The following is a 22,118-nucleotide window of genomic DNA, read 5'->3' as shown; positions in this document are numbered from 1 at the left end:
GCTGCAGCGACGGCGGGCGGCGCGGCGGCGTTACAGTGCGCGCGTGATCGCCTGCTCCAGCAGCGACAGCCCAAGATCGATCTCTGCGTCGCTGACGGTCAGCGGCGGTGCGATCCGGAACACGCCGCCCATCCCGGGCAACTGCACGATGTTCATGCTGAGCCCGAGCTTCATGCACTCGCGCGTGATCTGCGCGCCGAGGCCGTCCGCCGGCTCCTTCGTGCGCCGGTCCTTGACGATTTCCACGCCGAGCAGCAGCCCGCGCCCGCGCACGTCGCCGATGCAATCGAAGCGCTCCATCAGGTCGAGCAGGCCGCGCCGGAGCCGGCTGCCCATCACGTTCGCGCGTTCCACCAGACCGTCGCGCTGCACGACGTCGAGCACGCGCAGGCCGACCGCGGCCGGCAGCGGATCCGACACATGCGTCGTATAGAACAGGTAGCCGAGGTCGTGCGCGCGTTCCTCGATCTGCGCGGACGTGACGACGGCCGCGAGCGGCAATCCGGCGCCGAGCGTTTTCGACAGCGTGAGGATGTCGGGCGTCACGCCGTCGCGCTGGCACGCGAACATCGTGCCGGTGCGGCCGACGCCCGTCTGCGCTTCGTCGAGGATCAGCAGCATCGCGCGTTCTTCGCACTTGCGCTTGAGCGCCGCCATGTAACCGTCGGGCAATTCGATGATGCCGCCCGAGCTGAGGATCGGCTCCGCGATGAACGCGGCGAGGTTGCCGCTCGACTGGCGATCGATCAGATCGAATGCGTAGTCGAGTTCGGCGAGATAGTCGTACGTGCCGTCGCGCTCGAAGCGCGGCCGGTACGCGAACGGGGCCGGAATCGCGAACGAGCCGACCGACGCCGGCCCGACGCCCTTGCGGCCGGCGCTGTACGTCGCGGACGCGGCCGCGCCCGTCATCCCGTGCCACGACTGCGCGAAGCCGACGATCTCGTACTTGCCGGTGACGAGCTTCGCCATCCGGATCGCGGCTTCGTTCGATTCCGCGCCGGTGCTGAGCAGCAGCGCGCGATCGAGGCCCGGCGGCGTGATGTCGGCGAGCCGCGTCGCGAGATCGACGACCGGGCGCGACAGCATCCCGCTGAACAGATGATCGAGCTTGCCCGCGTATTCGGCGATCACGGCGACGATCTCCGGATGGCAGTGTCCGAGCACCGCGCTCATTTGTCCCGACGTGAAATCGAGGATTGCGCGGCCGTCCGCGTCGTAGACGAAGCTGCCTTGCGCTCGCTCGACGATCATCGGCTCGAACGTGCCGCCGTAGCGGATCAGGTGCTGCCTGGCGTTGCGCCAGAACGTGGCGTCGTCGTTCAGTGACATCGGGCTTCTCCGGGCATGGGCAGGGATCGCTTGCAGTCTAGGCGCCGGTCTGGTTTTATGGAAACGAATAGTTCTTATGCAAGGTAGAAAAGGAGCTAATACTTGGCACGTTCGCTCGACATCGACCTGCTGCGCTCGTTCGTCGTCATCGCCGAGGTGCGTGCGCTTAGCCGCGCGGCAGCGCGCGTCGGCCGCACGCAGTCGGCGCTCAGCCAGCAGATGAGGCGGCTCGAGGAAATCGTCGAGCAGCCGCTGTTCCAGCGCACCGGGCGCGGCGTGGTGCTGACGCACCCGGGCGAGCGGCTGCTCGTGCATGCGCAACGCATCCTGCGGCAGCACGACGAGGCGATGGCCGATCTGTGCGGCACGGGGCTGTCGGGCACCATCCGGTTCGGCTGCCCGGACGATTACGCGCAGGTCTGGCTGCCCTCGTTGCTGCGACAGTTCTCGAGCCAGCATCCGCACGCGATCGTCGAAGTCGTGTGCGGGCCGACGCCGCGGCTGCTCGAGCAGCTCGACAAGCGCGCGGTCGATCTCGCGCTGATCTCGTTGCCGGACGACGGGACGAGCGGCGCTTTCATTCGCCGCGAGCAACTGGTGTGGATCGGTTATCCGGGGCTCGACGCGGCGCGGTTCGATCCGTTGCCGCTTGCGCTGTCCGATCCCGATACGCTCGATCACATTGCCGCGTGCGAAGCGCTCGATCGCGCCGGGCGCGATTATCGTGTCGCGTATGCGAGCAGCAGCCTCGCGGGGCTGATCGCGCTGGTACGTTCGGGGCAGGCGTTCGCGGTGATGACGCAAACGGCGGTGCCCGGCGATCTGGCGATCGCGGCCGGCGATCGCGGGCTGCCGCCGCTGCCGGCGGTGGGCGTTACGTTGAAGTTCAGCCGCAAACGGCCCGCGCATCTGACTGCGGCATTCGCCGAGCATATCCGGGCGGTGTTGCCGCTGCTGTGACGGCACGGCAGCACGGCCGGCTTCGCGAACCGCACACCGGCAGCCGGCGCATGTCGCATTGCGTCGCGCGACCGGCGCCGGGCGGCGCTTTAGAATTGACGCCTGATTGCCCGCGGCGCCGCTGCGCGGACGATGTTCCGATATCGCAGGCGGCCCGGCCTGTCTGTCGAACCGCTGTATTCACCGGATTCCAACATGCGCATCCCCCCGCTCAAGGCGATCATCGCATTCGAAAGCGTCGCCCGCACCAAAAGCGTCAATCGCGCGGCGGAAGAGCTAGGCCTGACCGCGTCGGCCGTGAGTCATCAGCTCAGCAATCTCGAATCCCAGATCGGTCAGCCGTTGTTCCAGCGCTCGGGGCGCGGCCTCGTTCTGACACCTACCGGCGAACGCTATCTGGCCGACGTCACGGGCTCGCTCGCCGATCTCAGCCGCGCGACCGAGCGTGCATCGAGCCGCACCGAGGTCGACATCCTGCGCGTGCACTCGAGCCCGAGCTTCGGGCTGATGTGGTTGCTGCCGCGGTTGTCGTCGTTTCAGGAGGCGAACGGCGATATCCAGTTGAACCTCGCGTGTTCGTACGAGAACGTGTCGTTCTCGAACGGCTTCTACGATATCGACGTCCGCCATGGCTACGGCAACTGGGACAACCTCGAGGTGAAGACGGTGCGCGGCGAGTTCATCGCGCCGCTCGCGTCGCCGCAATACCTCGAACGGCATCCGGTGAACGCGCCGGAAGACCTGCTCGCGCATCGTCTGATCTATTCCGAAACGCCGCTGGTGCAGTGGAAGCAGTGGTTCGGCCGGGTGGGCGTGCCGTTTGCCGCGCAGAAGACGTTCGACTTTTCGTTCGACCGGTCGTACATGTCGCTCGAAACGGCCGCGCTCGGCCTCGGCATCGCGCTCGAAAGCCTGATGCTCGCGTCGGTGAAGATCCGGGAAGGCCGGCTGGTGCCGGTATTCGACGCGACTCGTTCGGTCGAAGTCGGCGCGCATCATCTCGTTTACCCGCGGCAGAACGCCGAACTGCCGCGCGTAAAGCGCTTCCTCGCGTGGATCGAGCGGGAGGTCGCCGCGCAGGGCCGCGCGGATTGAGCGTGGCGGGTTCCGGCCGCCTGTCATAGTGCGTTGCAGCACGCCGCGTCGACCCGCGCGGCGACATCTGAAATTTTCTCAGCCATGGCTGAGCGTTTCCGCGTTGATGCGGGTGTCCGGGCAGCCGACACTCTCCTCACACACATCAACACAGGAGACGACCGATGTTGCTCGACCGAAAGACCATCATCGTGACCGGCGCCGCATCGCCGCGCGGAATCGGCAAGGCCACGGCACGCGCACTCGCCGCACACGGCGCGCGCGTGGCGATCCTCGACCTGCGCCGCGAAGACGCCGAGGCTGCCGCAGCCGATCTTGGGGCCGGCCATCTCGGGCTCGCGTGCGACGTGACCGACCGCGACGCGTGCGTGGCGGCAGCTCGTGCGACGCTCGAGCGCTTCGGCCGCATCGACGGCCTGGTCAACAACGCCGGCATCACGCAACCGGTGCGGACGATGGACATTTCCGCGCGCGACTTCGATGCGATCGTCGACGTGAACCTGCGCGGCACGCTGTACATGTCGCAAGCGGTGCTTCCGGCGATGAAGGAGCAGCGCGGCGGCAGCATCGTATGCATGTCGTCGGTGTCCGCGCAACGCGGCGGCGGCATCTTCGGCGGTCCGCACTACAGCGCCGCGAAGGCCGGCGTGCTCGGCCTCGCGAAGGCGATGGCGCGCGAATTCGGCGCCGACCGCATCCGCATCAATTCGATCGCGCCGGGCCTGATCCAGACGGACATCACGGGCGACAAGCTGACGCCCGCGATGCGCGAGAACATCATCAACGGAATTCCGCTGGGCCGCCTCGGCGACGCCGACGACGTCGCCAATGCGTGCCTGTTCCTGCTGAGCGACCTGTCGAGCTACCTGACGGGCATCACGCTCGACGTCAATGGCGGGATGCTGATCCACTGACAACGGCGCCGCGACACGCGCGGCGCCGCCCATCATGCACCCGGGACAACCCGGGGCCGTGGCAGGAGACAAACATGAGAGCCAAGTACCCCGCACCGCCGGTTCAGCGCGACATGCTGGAACGGGACGATGCGCAGACGTTCGAGGCGGCAACCTATGCGAAGGTCGCGCGCCGGCTGATCCCGTTCCTGATGCTGTGCTATCTCGGCGCCTATCTGGATCGCGTCAACGTCGGCTTCGCGAAACTGCAGATGCTCAACGACCTTCGTTTCAGCGAGACCGTGTACGGCATGGGCGCAGGCATTTTCTTCCTGGGCTACTTCCTGTTCGAAGTACCGAGCAACCTGATCCTGCATCGCGTCGGTGCGCGCCGCTGGCTCGCGCGCATCATGCTGACGTGGGCCGTGATTTCGGCGAGCTTCGTATTCGTGAAGTCGCCCGCCGCGTTCTACGTGCTGCGGTTTCTGCTCGGCGTTGCCGAAGCCGGCTTCGCGCCGGGCGTGATCCTGTATCTGACGTACTGGTTCCCGGCGGCGCGGCGCGCGAAGGCGCTTTCGCTGTTCTTCATGGCGATTCCGCTCGCGGGAATCGTCGGCGGGCCGCTGTCCGGCGCAATCATGCACTCGCTGCACGGCGCGATGTCGATGGCCGGCTGGAAGTGGCTGTTCTTGCTCGAAGCGCTGCCTTCGTTGGTGCTCGGCTTCGCGATCCTGCTGTATCTCGACGACGGCATCGACCGCGCAACCTGGCTGACCGATACCGAAAAGGCCTTGCTCGCGCGCAACGTGTCGGCCGACGCCGCGCACACGACTGCGCACCTGTCGATCCGCGCATTCGTTGCCGACCGCCGGCTGTGGCTGATGGCCGCGATCTATTTCTGCGTCGTGCTCGGGCAGTACGGGCTCACGTTCTGGCTGCCGACGATCATTCGCAAGGCAGGCGTCGCCGATCCGTTGTGGGTTGGCCTGTTCACCGCGATTCCGTATGCGTGCGCGATCGTCGCGCTGCCGTTGATCGGCATGAGCGCCGACCGCCACCGCGAGCGGCGCTTCCATCTCGCAGTGCCGATGCTGATCGCGGCGGCGGGTTTCGCGACGTTGCCGATGCTCGGCAGCGTCGGCGCTTCGATCGTGTGCCTGAGCATCGCGTCGGCCGGCATTCTCGCGTCGTCGTCGCAGTTCTGGTCGCTGCCGACGGCGCTGCTCGGCGGGATGTCGGCCGCCGCGGGCATCGCCGCGGTCAATTGCTTCGCGAACCTCGCGGGCTTCTTCTCGCCGGCGATCGTCGGCTGGCTGAACGATCTGACCGGCAAGTCCACTGCGGGGCTCGTCTTCATCTCCGTTGCGATCACGTTCGGTGCGCTGCTGGTGTTTCTCGTGCCCCGATCTGTGAACCGCTGATTCGATCTGCATCCCTTTCGACCCGATACTGGAGTTATCGATGGATACCGAAACCATCCATGAAGCGGTCCCGCTCGCCGAGCGCGCATACCGCATCCGCAGAAACGCCGTGCTGATGGGCGAAGTGCAGGGCCAGGGCTATGTCGGCCAGGCACTCGACATCGCCGACGTGCTGGCCGTCGCGTACTTCGGTGCGATGCGCTATCGCCCCGACGATCCCGAGTGGGAAGGGCGCGACCGCTTCCTGCTGTCGAACGGCCATTATGCGATCGCGCTGTACGCCGCGCTGTTCGAAGCCGGGATCCTGCCGGCCGACGAGCTCGAGACCTACGGCAGCGACGACAGCCGTTTGCCGATGTCCGGGATGGCAAGCTACACGCCCGGGATGGAAATGTCCGGCGGTTCGCTCGGGCAGGGCCTGACGATCGCCGTTGGCCGCTGCCTCGGGCTCAAGCGCAACGGCTCGGACGCATTCGTCTATACGCTGTTCTCGGACGGCGAACTCGACGAAGGCGCGATCTGGGAGGGGCTGATGTCCGCCGCGCACTGGAAGCTCGACAACCTGATCGCGATCGTCGACGTGAACAACCAGCAGGCCGACGGGCCGTCGACGCAGATCATGGCGTTCGAGCCGCTGGTCGACAAGCTCCGTGCGTTCGGCTGGTACACGCAACGTGTGGACGGCAACGACATCGATGCGGTGAAGCGCGCGTTCGACAACGCTCGCGCGCATGACGCGCCGCAGCCGCGCATCATCGTCTGCGATACGAAGATGGGGCGCGGTGTGCCGTTCCTCGAAGCACGCGAGAAGAGCCATTTCATTCGCGTCGATGCGCACGAGTGGCAACTCGCGCTCGACGCACTCGAAGCAGGGAGACACGCATGAGCACCGTCGACAACAAGCCGCGCCTGAAGACATCCGCGATGATCGCGTCCATCGCCGCCGACGGGCAGGCGACGCGTGCCGCGCCGTTTGGCCATGCGCTCGCGAAGCTCGCGCGCACCCGCGACAACGTGATCGGCATGACGGCCGATCTCGGCAAGTACACGGACCTGCACATCTTTGCGAAGGAATTTCCGGAGCGCTATTACCAGATGGGCATGGCCGAGCAATTGCTGATGGGCGCGGCCGCCGGGTTTGCACACGAAGGCGCGCAGCCGTTCGTCACGACCTATGCGGTGTTCGCGACGCGTCGCGCGTACGACTTCATCCATCAGGCGATCGCCGAGGACAATCTCGACGTCAAGCTCGTATGTGCGCTGCCGGGGCTCACGACCGGCTACGGGCCGAGCCACCAGGCGGCCGAGGATCTGGCGCTGATGCGCGCGATGCCGAACATGACCGTGATCGATCCGTGCGACGCGCTGGACATCGAACAGATGGTGCCGGCGATTGCCGCGCACAAGGGGCCGGTGTATGCACGCCTGCTGCGCGGCAACGTGCCGGCGGTGCTCGACGAATACGATTACCGGTTCGAACTCGGCAAGGCGAAGCTGCTGCGCGACGGTAACGACGTGCTGTTGATCTCGTCCGGGATCATGACGATGCGTTCGCTCGAGGTCGCGAAGGCGCTCGAGGCCGACCGCATCGATGCGGCCGTGCTGCATGTGCCGACGATCAAGCCGCTCGACACGGCGACCATCGTTCGCGAGGCGTCACGCAGCGGGCGCATGGTGATCGTCGCCGAAAACCATACGGTGATCGGCGGGCTCGGCGAAGCGGTGGCAAGCGCGCTGATGACGGTCGGCGTGGCCGTGCCGTTCCGGCAGATCGGGTTGCCCGATGCATATCTGGCCGCGGGCGCGTTGCCGACGCTGCATGATCGCTACGGGATCTCGGCCGGCGCGATGCGGGCGAACATCCGGTCGTGGGCCGGATGATGGATCGGCGCCGGTGCCGCGGGCGATTCGCGCTCGTGCCGGCGGCGTCCGACCGGGATCCTGTCGGACGACAATACCCGCAGAAACAAAAAAACCGCGAAGCGTTGCGCTGTCGCGGTTTTTTGCATCTTTCCGAAATACGGTGAAAACCGTATCTGGTGCCGACGGCGAGACTCGAACTCGCACAGCTTTCGCCACTACCCCCTCAAGATAGCGTGTCTACCAATTTCACCACGTCGGCACTTCGGTACTGCAAGGGCCGCAATTCTAGCGTCACATTCCGCGTTTGTGAAGGGGGGGGACACGGTTGCGAGGAAGCCGAAGTCGATCCCGGTAGAATTCGCCGGATCGATCCGACGAATATCGCAACCGGAACCCGCTTTCTCTCCGTGACGACCCCCCTCGAACAACTGCAGGCCGGCCAGCTGGCCGGCGCCCGGCAACTCAAGCTCGCGTGCGGGCTGACCGAATTTCCGCGCGAGATCTTCGACCTGGCCGACACGCTCGAAGTGCTGGACCTGTCCGGCAATGCGCTGTCCGCGCTGCCGGACGACATCGCGCGGCTGCGGCGGCTGCGCATCCTGTTCGCATCCGGCAATCGCTTCACCGAATTGCCGGAAGTGCTCGGCACGTGCGCGCAGCTCGACATGATCGGCTTCAAGGCGAACCGGATCCGCGCGGTGCCGCGCGGATCGCTGCCGCGCGCGCTGCGCTGGCTGATCCTGACCGACAACGAAATCGGCGAACTGCCGGGACAAATCGGCGAATGCTCGCGGTTGCAGAAACTGATGCTCGCGGGCAACCGGCTGCGTGCGCTGCCCGACGAAATGGCCGCGTGCCGCGCACTCGAACTGGTGCGCGTGTCGGCGAATCGTCTCGACGCGCTGCCGGACTGGCTGTTGCGCCTGCCGCGACTCGCGTGGCTCGCGGCCGCCGGCAATCCGTTCGGCGCGGCGCCTGAGGCCGCGGCGTCGGCCGAGCCGGGCGTTGCCGACATCGACTGGGCGTCGCTGTCATGCGAGCAGAAGCTCGGCGAAGGCGCCTCGGGCGTGATATATCGTGCGCAGTGGCGCGCGAGCGCACACGCGCCGCGGGCGGTCGCGGTGAAGCTGTTCAAGGGCGCGGTGACGAGCGACGGGCTGCCCGACTGCGAAATGGCCGCGTGTCTGCACGCCGCGCGTCACCCGAACATGATTCCGGTGGTGGGCAAGGTGCATGGTCATCCGGACGGCGTGCACGGCCTCGTGATGGAACTGGTGGATCCGGCGCTGACGAATCTCGCCGGGCCGCCAAGCTTTGCATCGTGCACGCGCGACGTGTATGCGGATGGCGCGCGATTCGCGCCGGCGCACGCATTGCGGATCGCGCATGGCATCGCGTCGGTGGCCGCGCATCTGCACGCGCGCGGCATCATGCACGGCGACTTGTACGCGCACAACATCCTGCACGACAGTGCGGGCGGCGCGCTGCTCGGCGATTTCGGCGCGGCGTCGGTCTACGACGTGCACGATCGCGTGCGTGCGGCGCGGCTACAGCGGCTCGAAGTGAGGGCGTTCGGTTATCTGCTCGGCGAGTTGCTGGCGCGATGCGAGCCGCAGGCTGCGGACGACACGCATGCGCTCGACATGCTGGCGGCTGCGTGCATCAACGAGGACGTCGATGCGCGGCCGTCGTTCGATCAGATCGTGGCTGCGCTGGCCGCATCGAGGAGCTGACTGCCCGACCGGCGGCGCCGGCTCCGGCGTTCAAGCCTGTCGCGCGGTCAGCAGCTTGATCCCGAGCCCGACGAACAGCAGTCCGCTTGCGCGCTTGGCGGTGCGTACCCACGGGCTGACGCCGAAGCCGCGGTGCAGCCGGCGCACGCCGAACGAATAGACGCTATGCACGACGACAACGGTGCACGCGATCGTCGCATACATCACGACGAACTGCATCGCGAGCGGGCGATCGTGCGCGATGAATTGCGGCATGAACGCGGACATGAAGATCATCGTCTTCGGGTTGCTGCCCGACACGAACAGCGCTTCGCGGAACAGCTTCCTGCGATCGGGCTCGACGATTGCCGTGTTGCCGTCCGGCGAGCGCCGGTTGCGGTCGCTGCGCAGTTGCCGGATGCCCAGAAAGATCAGATACGCGGCGCCGATGACTTTCATCGCGACGAACAGCGGCGGCATCGCGGCCAGCACCGCGCCGACGCCGAGCGCGACCAGCATCACGATCACACCTTGCGCGACGAGGTTGCCGGCGATCGTCGCGGCAGTGCCGCGCGAACCGTAGCGCACCGTGTTCCGGATGACGAGCAGCACGTTCGGGCCCGGCGACAGCGTCGTCGCGAGATAGGCTGCGGCAAACAACATCCAGGTCTGAACGGACATACGGCGCTCCTGAACGGGAGGTTCTGCGGTCGGGGTGTATCCGTGCATGATGCCACGAACGAGCACGATTCACCCCGACGCACGCCTTCAACGCGCGGCGCGCGGGCAGTATGCGGCGATCGACGCCGGCGAATCGATCGCGGACGGCCGCGTCATCCACGCGACCCAACCGGCCCATAACCCGCAGACGATCAGCACGGCGAGATTCAGCGGCGTCCGGTAGCGGACGATCCGGTCGGCGAGCCGCAAGCGTTCGTTGCTCATGTTCGTCTCCATCGGTTTGGCGTTGCGACGTTACTGGCCGGTATACGACGGCGCCTTTGCGTCGCAGGTCGCGGACACCGCCGCGCCGTCCGCGAAGTGCAGCGTGAGCGGCACCGTCGTGCCGGGCGCGACCGGTTTGCGCGCATCCTCGAGCATCACGTGATAGCTCTTCGGTTTGAACGTCACCGAGCCGTGCGCGGGCACGTCGACCGTGTCGATGTGAACCATCTTGGCAGTGCTGCCGGCCGTCTGCGTTTCGTGGATCATCGCCATCCCGTACGCGGGCGTGTCGATGCCGGTGAGCGTGGCCGGCTTGTCGCCGTCGTTCTTCAGCGTGAAGTAGCCGGACGACGGCGCCGTCGCCGGCATCGTGCGGATCCAGCATGCATCGGCGTGTAAAGCCGACGCCGCGAACGTGGCCGGCGCCTGCAGTGCCAGCAGCGCAAACAGCAGGCTGGCCGGAATCGAACGTTTCATTGAGCGCTCTCCTTATCGGTTGTCGAATGTCGCCGCGCGGGCATCGTTTGCGTTACTTCACCGTGAACGTGTAGCGGCCCTGCGTGCGATGGCCGTCGCTCGCCACGGCGATCCACGCGACCGTGTACGTGCCGGCGGCGAGATTGGTCAGCGCGACGTGCATCCGCTTGCGATTGCCGGAGTCGACTGCCGATTTGCCTTCGGCGACCGACTGGCCATGGCTGTCGGTGACTGCGATCGAGCTGAAGGCCGGTTCGAGCGTTTCGCTGAAGTCGATCGTGACCGCGTGCGGCGCGCTCGACAGCATCGCGTCGGCCGCGGGCTCGAGGGTTTTCGGATGCGCATGCGCGTGAGCGGCCTGGGCGATGACGAAGCCGAGCGCAACGAGTGCGCCGCGAACGATGGCAGTGGTTTTCATATTCGGGTAATCCAGTTGAAGATGATGAGGGAGACGATGCGGTCGACATGTCGCTGTATGCATTCGCACACGTGATCGCCGTAATCGGGCGAGCGCGTGCACGGCACGATGCCGCGAGCGATACGGTCGAACACGGAGGTCCTGCGAAACGTCACACACGGGCACGCGTATGCGCGTGCGGGCGACGCGATGCGCTACGGCATCACGCGTTGTGGCGACGAATCAGGATGCGAGCGGCGGCGCGCGCGGCTGCGCGGCCGTGAGCGGCAGCGTGCGCCGCAGGCTTTCGAAGCGCGTCGCTTCGCGATGTTGGAGAGGGTGGATGTTGGCCGCGAACGTTAGTTCGGGCGCGGGCAGTGCCGGTGTGTGCGCGAGCAGGCTGCAGTAGCCGCAAGCCTGCAGATGCGCGTGCAGGCTCTTCGAAGACGCGTCGCCGACGTGGTCGGCATCCGTCGCGCTGGCCGTGCAGTAACCGGCGAGCAGCGCGTCGACGCGGCCTTGCGTCGTCAGCGCTTGCGAGATCGTCGGTGCGAGCGTCGTCATCAGGATGGCGAGCATCCCGATCAGACCGACGATCTTCCGGAGACGACGACTCAGCATGCGATGTGCGGCGGCGTATGGATGGCGATGGAGCGGATTATGCCACGCGTGCGCCGCGCGGGCATGCGAGCAAGCGAATACCGTGAATGTAGCCGGGGCGCCCGCTCGGCGCGGCGCGCTGACGCGTGCGTCGCCGGGCGCTTCGCGATCGGCGTCATGTGCGCGGCCCGGCCCCGATCGTTCACCGCTGCGGAGCGATGCGCGCACGCGCACCGCATTCAGTCGATCATCACCGCGTCGGGCACGTCGAGCACGACATCCGATGTCGCGACGGCCACGCACGGCAGCGTATAGCCGTCGGCCTTTTCGTCGCGGCTCAGGCCGGGCCATTCGATCGTGTAGCGTACGCTGCCGCTGACGATCCGGCACAGGCAACTGCGGCACGTGCCGTTGCGGCACGAGCGCGGCAGCCGGACGTGTGCGAATGCGGCGGCCTCGAGCAGCGTCAACGAATCGGGCGCGTCGAACGTTGCGCCGAGCGGCTCGATGCGTACGACGGGCGAGTGGTCGGGATCGGTCATGGGGCGAAGCGGGCAGCGTTGTGTGCCGACGTTGCAGGGTAACGCAGCTGCCAAGCATACCCGAAGCGGCGCGCGGCCGGCGCCCGCGGGGCAGCCGGCGCGGCGCGTCAATGTCGGCGCAGGTAGCGGTACACGGTATTGCGCGCGAGGCCGAGCTCGCGTGCGGCGGCCGACACGTTGCCGCCGTGCCGTGCGAGCACCGCGTCGATCACCGCGGCCTGGTGGCTCTGCAGCGTCGTCGCTTCGCGCGTGCCGGCCGGCGCGGCGTTCGGCGCGGGTGCGTCGTCGCAGTCGAGCCAGAAATCGTCCGGCAGGTGCGCAAGCGTGATTTCGGTTTCGTCCTCGGCGAGCATGCCGGCCGTGCGCAGCACGTTGGTCATTTGACGCAGGTTGCCAGGCCAGCGGTGCCGCCTGAATGCGGCGAGCACGTCGGCCGCGACACGCGTCGGCATCGGCTCGCTGCGTGCGAGTCGCGCGAGAATCCGCTCGACCAGCACCGGCAGATCGGTGCGCGCGGCGAGCGCCGGCAGCGTGACCGCGAGCCCGTTGATCCGGTAGAACAGGTCTTCGCGGAACGTACCTTCGGCGATCATCGCGCGCAGGTCGCGGTGTGTCGCGCACACCACCCGCACGTCGACGGGCACCGCGCGCGCGCTGCCGAGCGGCATCACCGCACGTTCCTGCAGTACGCGCATCAGCCGGACCTGCTGGGCGAGCGGCATGTCGCCGATTTCGTCGAGAAACAGCGTGCCGCCGTCTGCCTGCGCGATCTTGCCGGGGCTGCCTCGCTTGCGCGCGCCGGTGAATGCGCCGTCTTCGTAGCCGAACAGTTCGGCTTCGATCAGCGAATCCGGCAGCGCCGCGCAGTTGACCGCGACGAACGGGCCGTCCGCGCGCGGCGACGCCTGGTGCAGCGCACGCGCGAGCCACTCCTTGCCGGTGCCGGTCTGCCCGAGGATCAGCAGCGGCAGGTCGCGCCCGCGGATCTTCGCGACACGTTCGAGCACGGCGGCCATCCGCGTGTCGCCGGTATCGAGCGTCGCGAACGTGATCGCGTCGGGGTCCGGCGCGCGCGTGCGCACCGCAGCGGGGGCGGGTGGCGCGACGGCGACGGCCGTCTTGTGCGCTTCCGCGAATTCGCAGCGCGCGAGCACGCGCACGCCGGTGGACAGCGTGAGCCGGAACGGCGCGCCGGGCGCGCGCGCCGCGTGTTGCGCGAGTTCGCCGAAGTGCATGCCGAACAGCGCATCGCAGCTGCGATGCTGCAATGCATCGAAGGTCGCGCCGAGCTGGAATTGCGCGCTGCGGTTCGCGGCGATGAGGCCGCCGTCGGGCCCGAAGGCGACGAGGCCGGCGAACAGCGAGTCGACGCAGTCCTCGTGCGCGTGAAAGCGCAGTCGCAGCGCTTCTGCGCACTGGTTTGCGAACAGATGGTTCTCGATCAGCTGAGCGGACATCCGCACGAGCGCGAGCGTATGCGGGCTGAAGCCGCGCGGGTCGCCGCTTACGTCGAGCGTGCCGAGCGTGCGGCCGAACGGATCGACGATCGGCGCGCACGAGCAGGTGAGGATGTGATTCGCGCGCAGGAAGTGTTCGGACGCGTGCACGGCGACGGCCTGGCCCGATGCGAGCGCGGTGCCGATTGCGTTGGTGCCGCGTGCGTGTTCGGCCCAGGATACGCCGGTGCATAGCGCGACGCGGTTCGCCTTTTCGATGAAGTCGGCGTCCCCGATGCTGTGCAGGATCACGCCGTCGGCGTCGGTGAGCAGCACGAGGCTTTGCGTGTCGGCGATTTGCGCGTGCAGGTTTTCCATCACCGGGCGGGCGTGCGCGAACAGTGCGTGGTTGGTGTCGAGCAGTTCGCGCAGTGCGAGTTGCGACAGCGGCGAGAAGTCCGGGCGCTCGTTTGCGCGCAGGCCGACCGCGGTCGAACGGGCATGCGCCTGCGCGAGCAGGTCGGTGCGGCCCGTGGTGGCGGGCAGCACGAAAGATTGAGGCATGTCTTGTCTCCTGTCGGCCCCAGTTAGCGCTTCAGCGCTTACTGGGGCCCCATGCTTCGCGGTCGGCCCCAGTTAGCGCTTCAGCGCTTGCTGGGGCCCCATGCTTCGCGGTCGGCCCCAGTTAGCGCTTCAGCGCTTGCCGAGGCCCCATGCTTCGCGGTCGGTGCCGGTCGGCGCTTCAGCGCTTGCTGAGGCCCCATGCTTCGCAGTCGGTGCCGGTCTGCGCTTCCTCGCTTGCCGGAATCCCGCGCTTCGCGGTCCATGCCAGCCGGCCGTTCAGCGCCTGCCCGGACCCGACGCTTCGCATCCACTGCCTGCCGATGCTTTGCGCCGCACCATCCGCCGCCTTGAATATCGCCTCATCATACAAGCGACGCGCGCGTTGCGCGACCGCGTACAAAAACCCCTTGCTTTCGAGCGCCCGCCTGCAATGATGGAAACGGAGCACGCACGCGCCGTGTTCCGCATTGCAACATGCATGCGACGCGACATGCATCCGTTCGGGAGAAGCATCATGGTTCGGACGGAACTGAGAGTCGTGCTGGCGGCCATCGCCACCTTCATCATGCTGGGCGGCATCGCCGTGGCGATCCACGGTCTGCTGTTCGATCTGACCAACGCGGTGCAATATGGAGCGGCCGCAATCGCGGTAGGCGCGACAACCGCCGCGATCGCGCTGAACATCTGGCCGACCGATCCCCACTGACGCAGCCCGGAAAACGGTGCCGGATATCGCGCAGGTCTGATGAAAATGCGCGTCGGAGCGACGCACATTCCAAAATTTGCCTCCTGCACGAAACCGTCTAAAGTGGAAGGCAACCGGCATGCATTGTCCGCGCCATAGCCCCGCGGACGGTGAGTCCGCCGGCGAGCCCGCGTACATTTTCGTCCGGCCGGTGGCGGACGACGGACGCGGTCATTTGCTTTCTACCGGACGATAGGCGGCTCCCATGCAGATTCATTTCACGAATGAGAAGCCCGAATATTCGGGGCGCGACCTGATGCTAGGGTTCACGGCGCTGGTCAATGGCGAGCGCGTCCAATGTCAGATCACCGCCGAGGCGCTGGAGGACCATTTCGGTGCGGCATCGCCGCGCTTCGAGGACATGGTCGGTGCGTACGATCAGCACCGCGAGCGCATCGAGGCGGCCGCGCGGCGGCTGTTGTCCGAGACGCGCGCGCAATGCGTGACGCTGCGCAGCGGCTACGTGCGCTTCTACGAGGCGAACTGGCGCTGAACCGGACAACCGGCAGCGACCGAGCGGGCGCCGAATACCGGCGCCCGTGTCGTATCGGCACGCCTATGCAGCGAGCGGCGGATACGCGTTGTCCGCGCCCGTCGGTCGCCAGTTCGTTCGCCGCCGGCGTCACCCAATCGTTGCGATGACCACTCGAATCGGCACGCTTCCGGCAACGCGGTCGATTTGATTCGGATGCCGCATCATTTCCCGTCAAGACGATCCGCGCATCGAGCGCGACGCGCGGGCGCAAACGACAACGCCACCCGCAGGTGGCGTTGTTTCATCGTGTAGCGCGCGGATGCGCGTGCGTCACTCGCTGCCGAGATAGAAGAAGCGGAACAGGAACACGGCCGCGATGATCCATACGATCGGCTTGACCGTGCGGCCCTGGCCCGTGAGCAGCTTCAGGCCGCCGTACGCGATGAAGCCGAACGCGACGCCGTTCGCGATCGAATATGTGAACGGCATCAGCAGCGCGGTCAGCGCAGCCGGCACGGCTTCGGTGGCATCGTCCCACGGCACTTCGACCATCTCGCGCAGCATCAGGCACGACACGTACAGCAGCGCCGGCGCCGTCGCATATGCCGGCACGACGCCGGCGAGCGGCGCGATGAACAGGCACGCGAGGAACAGCACCGCGACGGTGACCGCCGTCATGCCCGTGCGGCCGCCGGCCTGCACGCCGGACGCGCTTTCGATATACGCGGTCGTCGACGACGTGCCGAGCACCGAGCCCGCGACGATCGCGGTGCTGTCCGCGAGCAGCGCCTTGTTCAGGCGGTGCATCTTGCCTTCGACGAGCAGGCCCGCGCGGTTCGCGACGCCCATCAGCGTGCCGGTCGCATCGAACAGCTCGACGAGGAAGAACACGAGGATCACGTTGATGATGCCGGTCGACAGCGCGGCGCCGATGTCGAGCTTGAACAGCGTCGCGTCGATCGACGGCGGCGCGGACAGCACGCCGTGGAACTGGTTGCCGGCAAAGAAGAATGAGAGGATCGTCACGCCGATGATGCCGATCAGGATCGCGCCGCGCACGCGCAGATGGTCGAGCGTGACGATCGTGAAGAAGCCGACGATCGCGAGGATCGTCTCGTGCTTGTGCAGGTCGCCGAGCGTGACGAGCGTGGCCGGGTTGCCGACGATCACACCCGACGTCTTCAGCGAGATGATGCCGAGGAACAGGCCGATGCCGGCGGTGATCGAAATGCGCAGCGATTTCGGAATGCCGTTGACGATGGCCTCGCGCACGCGGAATAACGTGACGAGCAGGAACAGGCAGCCGGAAATGAATACCGCGCCGAGCGCGGCCTGCCACGTGAAGCCCATTCCCTTGACGACGGTGTACGCGAAATACGCGTTCAGGCCCATGCCGGGCGCGCACGCGATCGGATAGTTCGCGTACAGCCCCATGATCAGCGACGCCAGCGCGGCGACGAGGCACGTCGCGACGAACACCGATTCCTTCGGCATGCCGGCGTCGCCGAGGATCGCGGGGTTGACGAAGATGATGTAGGCCATCGTCAGAAACGTGGTGACGCCCGCGAGTATTTCGGTGCGGAAGTCGGTGCCGGCTTCAGCGAAGCCGAAATACCGCTTGATGGATTCCATGAAGGCGTTTCTCCGGTCGGGATGTCGTGTTGCTTGTTGTTTGGGCCGAATTGTTGTAACGGCAGCGCGGGGCCGGCGTACTGTAACCAGCCACTATTGGCACGCTATCGGCGGATTGTAATAGCGCGGATAGCTCCGACGATATAGTCGCGGGGCTCGATCGCGCGTTCGCGCGAACGGTCGGACAGGCCTGCCGCGCGACGAAGGCGCGCATTTTACCGGTTCGGAGAAGCGGGCTGGCGGGAACGACGGGAGCGACGGTGGAAACGTTTCGACGCGCGGGCGCTGCGGGCCGATGCGGGCGCAACCGCAGCGCGGATGCCGCGCATGAAGCCGCGACGCGAAGACATGCGCCCGGCGGCGAGCATCCTCACGCGGGCGGATGCGGGATGAGAGCGGACTCAGCGCCGGATGCACATGCGTGCGCAAGCGGCGGCGCGCAAACGCTCCCCACCGCGGGGGTGCGTGCGGCAGGCATTCGTCGGTCCCGGCAATCCCAGATATCGGGCTATCCTGCTCCGAAGCCGTCGCGTGCGCAACCATCATTTTGCGAGGCGGTCCCGACTGTGGTTTCTGTGTAAAAGATTGCAAGACGTCATCGCGTAAACCGGCAAGTGTTTCTAGGATAGATACACCGCGCACACACGCCGGCCGATTGCTGCCGACGCGGGGGAGTCGCAGTCCGTGCAGGCCAGGCGGTGAAGTGCGGTGACGGTCGCGGCGCATTCGGGCAGGGCGCGACCGGTTGCGATTGCCCGACGCGGGTTCGTCCGTAATCACGGAGGTCAGCATGTTGAACTGGATCAGCCGCTGGGCGATGCGACACGCCCCCACGCCGGAAAAAACCGCTGCGTCGATGCTCGTGACGGCGCGCATGGAATTGTTCGCAGCCGAACAGCGCGTCATCGATGCGAAATTACAAGCGGATTACTGGCGTACGCGAGTGTCATTTCTCGAGGAGGTGCAGAAGCAAGGCATCGACCCGTGGGTGACCTCGCAGGCGGCGCAACGCCCCGACCTCGATTCCACGCCTCGCAGCACGGGCCCGCGTCTCGCCGCCGCCAGCACCTGATGCACACGCTGTTTGTGAAAGCTGCGCACGGCGCGCGATCGCGCGCGGCACGCACCGGCGTGCCGCGCCATTCGACACGCACCTGCGGCGCGCGGCGCCGCAGGTGCGTCCATTTCCGGCTGCGCTGATTCCACGCGTTCCGGTGTTCCGGCGCGCGCCGACGCTGTGCAGCGTCAATCCGTTCTCCGCCATCGACCGACAAGCAAACGTTGCACTTGTGCGAGCGTGCGTCTGAGCCGTTCGCCGCGCCGCACGTACGCGGTCGTGATCGACGCTTCGGCTGACCGGTCGTCATCGGTGCCGAGCCAGATGCGATCGCCGCGCGCGATGCGCAGCACGTCGCCGGGCTGGATCCAGTAGTCGTCGACGCTCGGCGGACGCGTGATCCACAGCGGCGCGCCGTGCGCGCGGATCTCCGCATCGCTCGGCGCACGCCAGGTCAGCGTCGTGCGCGGCGCAACCGCGAAACGAATCACGACGGTCGGTAATGCGATCGTGGGCATCGCGCCGGCGCGGCGCGCATCGGGACGGTCGAACAACGGGCTTGCCTGGTCCATCGTCTTCTCCATTCGTTGAGCCGGACGGATGACGCGCACCAGAACAAAAAGGCCTCATCCGTTTCCGGTGAGGCCTTGTGTGACATGCAGTACTGCTCGGATGCTAACGCACAAGCGCCTCCCGTGATCCATTCTTTCGAATGTTCAGCGAGCAATGATTCGCGATGGCGATGAGCTTGAACGTAGGCATGCGAACGAGTTTGTCGATGTCGTGTGGCGTTGTCAACGACTATTTTCGAGATACGTGGCGCTTACGCATCGCGCTGCGCGAGGCCGTTCACGAGCAGTTCGGACAGCAGGCCCGTCATCCCGTTCGGGTGCGTGGCGGCACGCGCCTTCAGCTGTTCGACGAGTTCGGCGTTGAGCTTGCACGCGAACGGCACGAGGCCCTGTTCCTGGTCGAGCTTGCGCTGCGCGCGGCGATCGAGCTTCGCCGCTTCCTCGGCGCCCTTGCCGAAGCGCGAGGAGCTCGACTGCTTCATCGCGTGCGTCAGCTTGAGCGCCTTGTTCTTTTCTAGATCGGTTTTCTTCATGGCCATCGCGGCACCTCCGGGAAATGAAGCCGCGATTGTACGCATTTCGGCGGACGCGTCCCGCCGAGCGCTGTTACAAACGCGCCGGCGGACGGGGTCACGCGCCTTTCGTCGTGCCCCAGTTGCCGCCGTGCGCGGCCGCCTGCGCGGCCGGCGAGCGCGCCAGATACGCGAGCGCCTGTTCGGTCGAGCCTTCGTGATGCGGCGTATAGCCCGGCTTGAAATAACGCAGCGCCGCGCCGATCACCTTCCAGAACGACGGCAGGTGGCCGCGCCGCGATCCCTTCCACCAGGAGAGCACGAAACCCGGGTAGCGGCCGGCGGCCGGATCGCGCCGGTACATGAAGCGCGCGCCGCCGGTGATGAAATAGAGCAGCAGCACGATCACGAACGCCATATGCACGCAACGTTCGACGTACTTGCCGCCCATGTGGTTGTAGATGTCGAACGCGACGGTGCGGTGCTCGACTTCCTCCGCGCCGTGCCAGCGCAACAGGTCGACCATCGCCGGGTCGGCGCGGCCTTCGTCGAGCCCGTGCGCATTGAGCACCCAGTTGCCGAGATAGCCGAAGAAGTGCTCGAGCGACGCGATCACCGCAAGCTGCTGACGCAGCCAGAAGCGCGTGTGACCGATCTTCAGACCGAACGGCGCTTCGCCGAGCACGCGCGTGAACAGCCAGTTCAGCTTCTGCGTGAACGGTTTCGTGTCGATCCCGTGCCGGTCGTAGTAGTGCTTGAGCACGCCGCCGTGCGAGCGCGAATGCACGGCTTCCTGGCGCAGGAAGCCTTCGGCTTCGTCGCGCAGGCGCGCGTCGGCGATGTGCGGCAGCGCCTTGTTGTACACACGGCAAAACCACAGTTCGCCTTCCGGAAACAGCAGGTTCAGCGTGTTGATGATGTGCGTGCTGCCCGGATCGTTTGGCACCCACGTGATCGGTGTGTCGCTGAAGTCGAACTTCACGTGCCGGGCCTTGATCCTGTGATAGTCGGCGGATTCGGTCATCTGTGTCTCCTGTCCTCTGCGGCGGCGTGCGCCGTCAATGCGACGCCATGCTGACGCGGGCGATCATCCGGCCGAGCAACGGCATGAAACGGCCGACGAAGCGCAGTGCGTGTGCTTCGGTGCCCACCGCGACGACCGGCCGGTTGCGCAGCACGCCGTCGACCATCGCCTGCGCGACGGTCTCCGGTTTCAGGCCGCGCAGCTGGTACAGCTTCGTCGCGCGCTTGCGCAACCGCGCTTCGTCCTGCGCGCTGGCGCCCGCGTACTGCGTCGACGCCATGATTCCGGTTTCCGCGAAGCCGGGGCACACGGCCGTCACACCGATGCCTTTGTCCGCGAGTTCCGCGCGCATGCATTCGCTGAGCATCAGCACGGCGGCCTTCGTCGTCGCGTACGCGGGCAGGTCGCGCGACGGCCCGAACGCGGCCGCCGACGCGGTGTTCACGATGTGGCCGCCGGCGCCGCGCGCGGCCATCTGCTGCGCGAACAGCCGTGAGCCATGGATTACGCCCCACAGGTTCACGTGCAGGATGCGCTGCCAGTGCTGCTCGCTCGTGTCCAGGATGCCGCCTGCCATGCCGATGCCCGCGTTGTTGATCACGACGTCCGCGCCGCCGAGCTCGCTGCCGACCCATGCGGCGAGCGCTTCCATGTCGTCGGCGCAGCCGACGTCCACGCGCTTCGCATGCGCGGTCGCGCCGGTCAGTCCGACCAGCAGCGCGGTGCGCTCCGCGCTCGCGAGATCGATGTCGCAAGCGACCACCGTTGCGCCTTCGCGGGCGAACGCGAGCGCCGCGCAGCGGCCGATGCCGCTGCCCGCGCCGGTGACGACCGCGACCTTGCCGCCGAAGCGGCCGCTGGTCGCGCGGCGGCGTGCGTTCGCGAGCGCCGGCGGTTCCTTGCCCGACTCGACTGCATCGATCAACTCGCCGGCGAGGCTCGCGAAGCGCGCGGGATCCGCGAGCGGCAGCCAGTGGCCGGCCGCGACTTCGCGGCGGTAGTACTGCGGCACCCAGCGCGACAGGTTTTCCGACAGCGCGGGGCTCACGTACCTGTCGCCGAGCGGCACGATGGTCTGCACCGGTGCGTGTGCATACCGCTCGCGCGGCGCGAACAGGCAGCGCACGAAGTTCGCGCGATAGAGGCGCACGCCGCGTGCGCCGTCGTCGGCCTGCGTCGCGCGCGGCGTGGCGGGCGTCTTTTCGATCCGGCGCAGCAGGCGCGGCCACGCGCGGCCGAGCCACAGCCGCCAGCCCAGCTCGGGAACGAACGGCAGGTGAAACAGGTACACGTACCACGAGCGCACGAGCTGGCCGCCGAGCTTCGCGAGCGACGCGGGCGTCGGATGCAGTACGCGTTCGCGCAGCCAGAAACCGACGTGATCGAGGCATGGTCCGGAGCACGACGTATACGACGCGATGCGGCCGGCGAGCCCCGGATCGGTGACGAATTCCCAGCTCTGGATCGAGCCCCAGTCGTGCGCGATCAGGTGCACCGCGCGCGCGGGGCAGAGCGTGTCGATCACCGCGATGAAATCGTCGGTCAGCTTCGCGAGGTGATAGTCGGCCGTGCGCTTCGGCGCGCCGGACAGGCCGGCGCCGCGCACGTCGTACGCGATCACGTAGTGCTTGCGCGCGAGCAGCGGCGCGACGCGCTGCCATACGCTGCTGTCGTCGGGATAGCCGTGCACGAGCACGACCGGCGAGCGGCCAGGGTCGCCCCAGGTCCGCACTGCGAGCGTCAGCTCGCCGGACGCGACGGCCGTTTCGCTGTGAACCGGTTCGAACAAGGCCAGCGGCGCTTCGTCGGAAAGAGGCTGCATCTTGAGTCCGTCGTTCAGGGATTCGGGAGGAACGCGCGCGGA

Annotated in this window: 24 protein-coding genes and 1 tRNA gene; 10 read left to right on the top strand and 15 right to left on the bottom strand. The window is 67.0% G+C overall.

Annotation, left to right across the window (positions count from 1 at the left end; translation table 11 throughout):
* Window positions 1-30 precede the first annotated feature (30 nt).
* A complete protein-coding gene (locus WK25_RS27260) occupies window positions 31-1,332 on the bottom strand; it encodes an aspartate aminotransferase family protein (RefSeq protein WP_069243251.1) in 1,302 nt (433 codons plus the stop codon).
* Window positions 1,333-1,434: 102 nt separating this feature from the next.
* On the opposite strand from WK25_RS27260, the gene WK25_RS27255 reads away from it, so the two are divergent.
* The 6 genes from WK25_RS27255 (at window position 1,435) to WK25_RS27230 (ending at window position 7,582) form a co-directional block, all read left to right on the top strand.
* Window positions 1,435-2,292 carry a LysR family transcriptional regulator gene (locus tag WK25_RS27255; RefSeq protein WP_040140683.1) on the top strand — a complete coding sequence of 286 codons (858 nt, stop codon included), beginning with the start codon at window positions 1,435-1,437 and terminating at the stop codon, window positions 2,290-2,292.
* 195 nt (window positions 2,293-2,487) lie between these two features.
* Complete coding sequence (locus tag WK25_RS27250) at window positions 2,488-3,387, top strand: LysR substrate-binding domain-containing protein (RefSeq protein ID WP_069243250.1); 900 nt, start codon at window positions 2,488-2,490, stop codon at window positions 3,385-3,387.
* Window positions 3,388-3,551: 164 nt separating this feature from the next.
* The gene (locus WK25_RS27245) at window positions 3,552-4,301 is read left to right on the top strand and encodes an SDR family NAD(P)-dependent oxidoreductase (protein WP_069243249.1); all 750 of its coding nucleotides are present in this window, start codon (window positions 3,552-3,554) and stop codon (window positions 4,299-4,301) included.
* A 74-nt stretch (window positions 4,302-4,375) separates the two neighbouring features.
* Window positions 4,376-5,701 carry an MFS transporter gene (locus WK25_RS27240; protein WP_069243248.1) on the top strand — a complete coding sequence of 442 codons (1,326 nt, stop codon included), beginning with the start codon at window positions 4,376-4,378 and terminating at the stop codon, window positions 5,699-5,701.
* Between the two features lie 40 nt (window positions 5,702-5,741).
* Window positions 5,742-6,587 carry a transketolase gene (locus tag WK25_RS27235; protein ID WP_040140675.1) on the top strand — a complete coding sequence of 282 codons (846 nt, stop codon included), beginning with the start codon at window positions 5,742-5,744 and terminating at the stop codon, window positions 6,585-6,587.
* Window positions 6,584-7,582, top strand: coding sequence for a transketolase family protein (locus tag WK25_RS27230; protein WP_040140670.1), 999 nt, complete (start codon window positions 6,584-6,586; stop codon window positions 7,580-7,582). The genes WK25_RS27235 and WK25_RS27230 overlap by 4 nt, the downstream gene beginning before the upstream one ends.
* 156 nt (window positions 7,583-7,738) lie before the next feature.
* On the opposite strand, the gene WK25_RS27225 is transcribed toward WK25_RS27230, so the two are convergent.
* A tRNA-Leu gene (locus WK25_RS27225) sits at window positions 7,739-7,823 on the bottom strand.
* Window positions 7,824-7,971: 148 nt separating this feature from the next.
* Here WK25_RS27225 and WK25_RS27220 point away from each other — a divergent pair.
* Window positions 7,972-9,297 (top strand): leucine-rich repeat-containing protein kinase family protein, encoded by a 1,326-nt coding sequence (locus WK25_RS27220; RefSeq protein ID WP_069243247.1) that lies wholly within the window; start codon window positions 7,972-7,974, stop codon window positions 9,295-9,297.
* 30 nt (window positions 9,298-9,327) lie between these two features.
* Here the strand turns inward: WK25_RS27220 and WK25_RS27215 are convergent, their stop codons facing one another.
* The 8 genes from WK25_RS27215 to WK25_RS32290 form a co-directional block, all read right to left on the bottom strand.
* Complete coding sequence (locus WK25_RS27215; RefSeq protein ID WP_040140664.1) at window positions 9,328-9,957, bottom strand: LysE family translocator; 630 nt, start codon at window positions 9,955-9,957, stop codon at window positions 9,328-9,330.
* An 87-nt stretch (window positions 9,958-10,044) separates the two neighbouring features.
* A complete protein-coding gene (locus WK25_RS31890) occupies window positions 10,045-10,221 on the bottom strand; it encodes a hypothetical protein (RefSeq protein WP_167432681.1) in 177 nt (58 codons plus the stop codon).
* 30 nt (window positions 10,222-10,251) lie between these two features.
* Window positions 10,252-10,698 carry a copper chaperone PCu(A)C gene (locus WK25_RS27205; RefSeq protein ID WP_069243245.1) on the bottom strand — a complete coding sequence of 149 codons (447 nt, stop codon included), beginning with the start codon at window positions 10,696-10,698 and terminating at the stop codon, window positions 10,252-10,254.
* A gap of 52 nt (window positions 10,699-10,750) precedes the next feature.
* Complete coding sequence (gene copC, locus WK25_RS27200) at window positions 10,751-11,116, bottom strand: copper homeostasis periplasmic binding protein CopC (protein WP_040140658.1); 366 nt, start codon at window positions 11,114-11,116, stop codon at window positions 10,751-10,753.
* Window positions 11,117-11,338: 222 nt separating this feature from the next.
* Window positions 11,339-11,716, bottom strand: coding sequence for a DUF2946 domain-containing protein (locus tag WK25_RS27195; protein ID WP_040141274.1), 378 nt, complete (start codon window positions 11,714-11,716; stop codon window positions 11,339-11,341).
* Window positions 11,717-11,934: 218 nt separating this feature from the next.
* Complete coding sequence (locus WK25_RS27190) at window positions 11,935-12,237, bottom strand: 2Fe-2S iron-sulfur cluster-binding protein (RefSeq protein WP_040140656.1); 303 nt, start codon at window positions 12,235-12,237, stop codon at window positions 11,935-11,937.
* 107 nt (window positions 12,238-12,344) lie between these two features.
* Window positions 12,345-14,237, bottom strand: a complete 1,893-nt coding sequence (locus tag WK25_RS27185) for a sigma-54-dependent Fis family transcriptional regulator (RefSeq protein ID WP_069243244.1) — start codon at window positions 14,235-14,237, stop codon at window positions 12,345-12,347.
* Between the two features lie 178 nt (window positions 14,238-14,415).
* Window positions 14,416-14,544, bottom strand: coding sequence for a hypothetical protein (locus tag WK25_RS32290; RefSeq protein WP_257785763.1), 129 nt, complete (start codon window positions 14,542-14,544; stop codon window positions 14,416-14,418).
* Between the two features lie 123 nt (window positions 14,545-14,667).
* On the opposite strand from WK25_RS32290, the gene WK25_RS32230 reads away from it, so the two are divergent.
* Together WK25_RS32230 and WK25_RS27170 are read left to right on the top strand one after the other, a co-directional pair.
* Window positions 14,668-14,943 (top strand): DUF2964 family protein, encoded by a 276-nt coding sequence (locus WK25_RS32230; protein WP_315854907.1) that lies wholly within the window; start codon window positions 14,668-14,670, stop codon window positions 14,941-14,943.
* 244 nt (window positions 14,944-15,187) lie between these two features.
* On the top strand, window positions 15,188-15,475 hold the full coding sequence (locus WK25_RS27170; RefSeq protein WP_014898618.1) for a DUF1488 domain-containing protein: 288 nt from the start codon (window positions 15,188-15,190) through the stop codon (window positions 15,473-15,475).
* Between the two features lie 312 nt (window positions 15,476-15,787).
* On the opposite strand, the gene WK25_RS27165 is transcribed toward WK25_RS27170, so the two are convergent.
* Window positions 15,788-17,089, bottom strand: a complete 1,302-nt coding sequence (locus WK25_RS27165; RefSeq protein WP_040140648.1) for an NCS2 family permease — start codon at window positions 17,087-17,089, stop codon at window positions 15,788-15,790.
* 790 nt (window positions 17,090-17,879) lie between these two features.
* Between WK25_RS27165 and WK25_RS27160 the strand changes: the two genes are divergently transcribed.
* Complete coding sequence (locus tag WK25_RS27160) at window positions 17,880-18,161, top strand: hypothetical protein (protein ID WP_040141270.1); 282 nt, start codon at window positions 17,880-17,882, stop codon at window positions 18,159-18,161.
* A gap of 173 nt (window positions 18,162-18,334) precedes the next feature.
* Here the strand turns inward: WK25_RS27160 and WK25_RS27155 are convergent, their stop codons facing one another.
* The 4 genes from WK25_RS27155 to WK25_RS27140 all read right to left on the bottom strand — a co-directional run bounded on the left by WK25_RS27155 (window position 18,335) and on the right by WK25_RS27140 (window position 22,076).
* On the bottom strand, window positions 18,335-18,718 hold the full coding sequence (locus tag WK25_RS27155; protein WP_069243565.1) for a DUF2917 domain-containing protein: 384 nt from the start codon (window positions 18,716-18,718) through the stop codon (window positions 18,335-18,337).
* 251 nt (window positions 18,719-18,969) lie between these two features.
* A complete protein-coding gene (locus WK25_RS27150; RefSeq protein WP_040140647.1) occupies window positions 18,970-19,257 on the bottom strand; it encodes a hypothetical protein in 288 nt (95 codons plus the stop codon).
* Window positions 19,258-19,348: 91 nt separating this feature from the next.
* Window positions 19,349-20,254: a metal-dependent hydrolase gene (locus tag WK25_RS27145; protein WP_040140645.1), complete on the bottom strand. Its 906-nt coding sequence runs from the start codon at window positions 20,252-20,254 to the stop codon at window positions 19,349-19,351.
* Window positions 20,255-20,288: 34 nt separating this feature from the next.
* Window positions 20,289-22,076, bottom strand: a complete 1,788-nt coding sequence (locus tag WK25_RS27140; RefSeq protein WP_069243242.1) for an SDR family oxidoreductase — start codon at window positions 22,074-22,076, stop codon at window positions 20,289-20,291.
* Window positions 22,077-22,118 lie beyond the last annotated feature (42 nt).

This window comes from Burkholderia latens (genome assembly GCF_001718795.1).
Classification (GTDB): Bacteria; Pseudomonadota; Gammaproteobacteria; order Burkholderiales; family Burkholderiaceae; genus Burkholderia; species Burkholderia latens_A.
Note: the sequence above shows the minus strand (reverse complement) of the source record. Positions and strands in the feature narration are given on the sequence as shown.